Origin of the sequence: Lentilactobacillus sp. Marseille-Q4993, assembly GCF_951230165.1 — a bacterium.
GTDB lineage: Bacteria > Bacillota > Bacilli > Lactobacillales > Lactobacillaceae > Lentilactobacillus.
Window position 1 is genome coordinate 1 of sequence record NZ_CATNVB010000065.1, and the last position, 1,531, is coordinate 1,531.

At 35.3% G+C, this 1,531-nt stretch carries 1 protein-coding gene; it reads left to right on the top strand.

The window, feature by feature from the left end; genetic code table 11:
• Positions 1-183 precede the first annotated feature (183 nt).
• Positions 184-1,437: an IS110 family RNA-guided transposase gene (locus QOW94_RS10935; RefSeq protein ID WP_283680490.1), complete on the top strand. Its 1,254-nt coding sequence runs from the start codon at positions 184-186 to the stop codon at positions 1,435-1,437.
• Positions 1,438-1,531: the final 94 nt, after the last annotated feature.

The following is a 1,531-nucleotide window of genomic DNA, read 5'->3' on the forward strand; positions in this document are numbered from 1 at the left end:
AAACATCCTAATGTAAGAGGTATCAAGATTGTGACGACAATCTTGATACCTCTTTTACTATACTAAAGTTGAGGTTGAGGTCGCCAACACCAGTGGAATTAAATTCCGAGCGTCAAACTGGCCCATCAGCACACAGTGAAAAGTTAGATTTAGGATGTGGGTCTATAAGATCGAACATAGAAAATGAACGGAGCTGTGCTGTTGTTGCCTCAAAAATATATGGAAGGTGATAAAGTGCATATTTTAGGTATTGATGTTAGTCGAGGCAAAAGTTCATGTGCTCTTTTAAACGATCACAGAATTATTAAGGAATTTAAAATTGTCCATAATAAGCAGGGGTTAGCTAAACTTAAATCAATAATCAAAGATAGTTCCCCCGTCCTATCAGTATTTGAAACAACAGGTATTTACTCTAAAGTTCTCACCACGTTTTTTACTAACGAGAATTTTGAATATCTCGAAATAAATCCTTTAGAATCATCAATACGAATGGCAAGTTTGCGAAGGCAAAAAACTGATCGCTCTGATGCAGTTAAGTTAGCACTTTTAGGAATAGAACAGAAGTCATTAATTCATGGCCGTAGGCCATATCCAAAAAGATACGAGAGATTACACTTAATGGCTCATCGATATTTAGAGATAACTAAAGAACGTTCTAGAACTATTAATCATTTACACGCCGCTCTTGAACAGTCTTTTCCAGAGTTAAATGATTTATTTAAACCAATTCGATCAGTACTTGGATTGACTTTTGTTAAACTGTATCCACACCCAGACTTTTTAATAGGTGATATTCCTGAAACAATGGCGAAACGGGTTACTAGTCTTGTAAGTCATAAAATACATCTTGATTTAATTAAAAAGCGGTGTGTGGAGGTTTGGAATGCAGGTCAAATTTCTTATCCGGCAGTTCCCGCAGATTCTTTTATGATTAGTCAGATTCAAGCTTACTGTGATGAAATCAATCAATATAACAAAATGCATGAATTACTAAAGCAACAACTAATTGATTACGCAAATAAATTTCCAGAGTTTAGACTGATTACAAGCATTCCTGGAGCGGGCGAAATATCCACAGCGTTGATGATGGGGTTCACGGGTGATATTAAGCGCTTTTCTTCTTATAAACAATTAAATGCATATATCGGAATTGATTTACGCAGAGTCCAATCTGGAGATATTAAAAAAGCAGATCGAATTAACAGAAGAGGTCAAAACAGTGCACGGTACATCATGTTTGAAATGATAAGAAGTATGTTAAAAAATAAGGCACGATTTGATAATCACATTGTGGATTACTACTACAAACAAAAAAGCGAACCAAATCCTAAACCAGACTTGGTCGCTATGATTGCCTGTGTAAACAGACTTGATAGGACAATAATGAACTTGGTCTGCACAAACCAAGCTTACGACTATGAGAAAACGTCCCATTAGGCTACTAATATAAATTGTATATTGAACCAATACAGCGATTTTTTGGGAAAATAAACCGCTACTATTTAGTGTACTCTTTTTTTAGAATACTATG

Coding starts and splice junctions, on each gene's coding strand:
- QOW94_RS10935 (WP_283680490.1), top strand. CDS start 184: ATGAACGGAGCTGTGCTGTTGTTGCCTCAAAAATATATGGAAGGTGAT.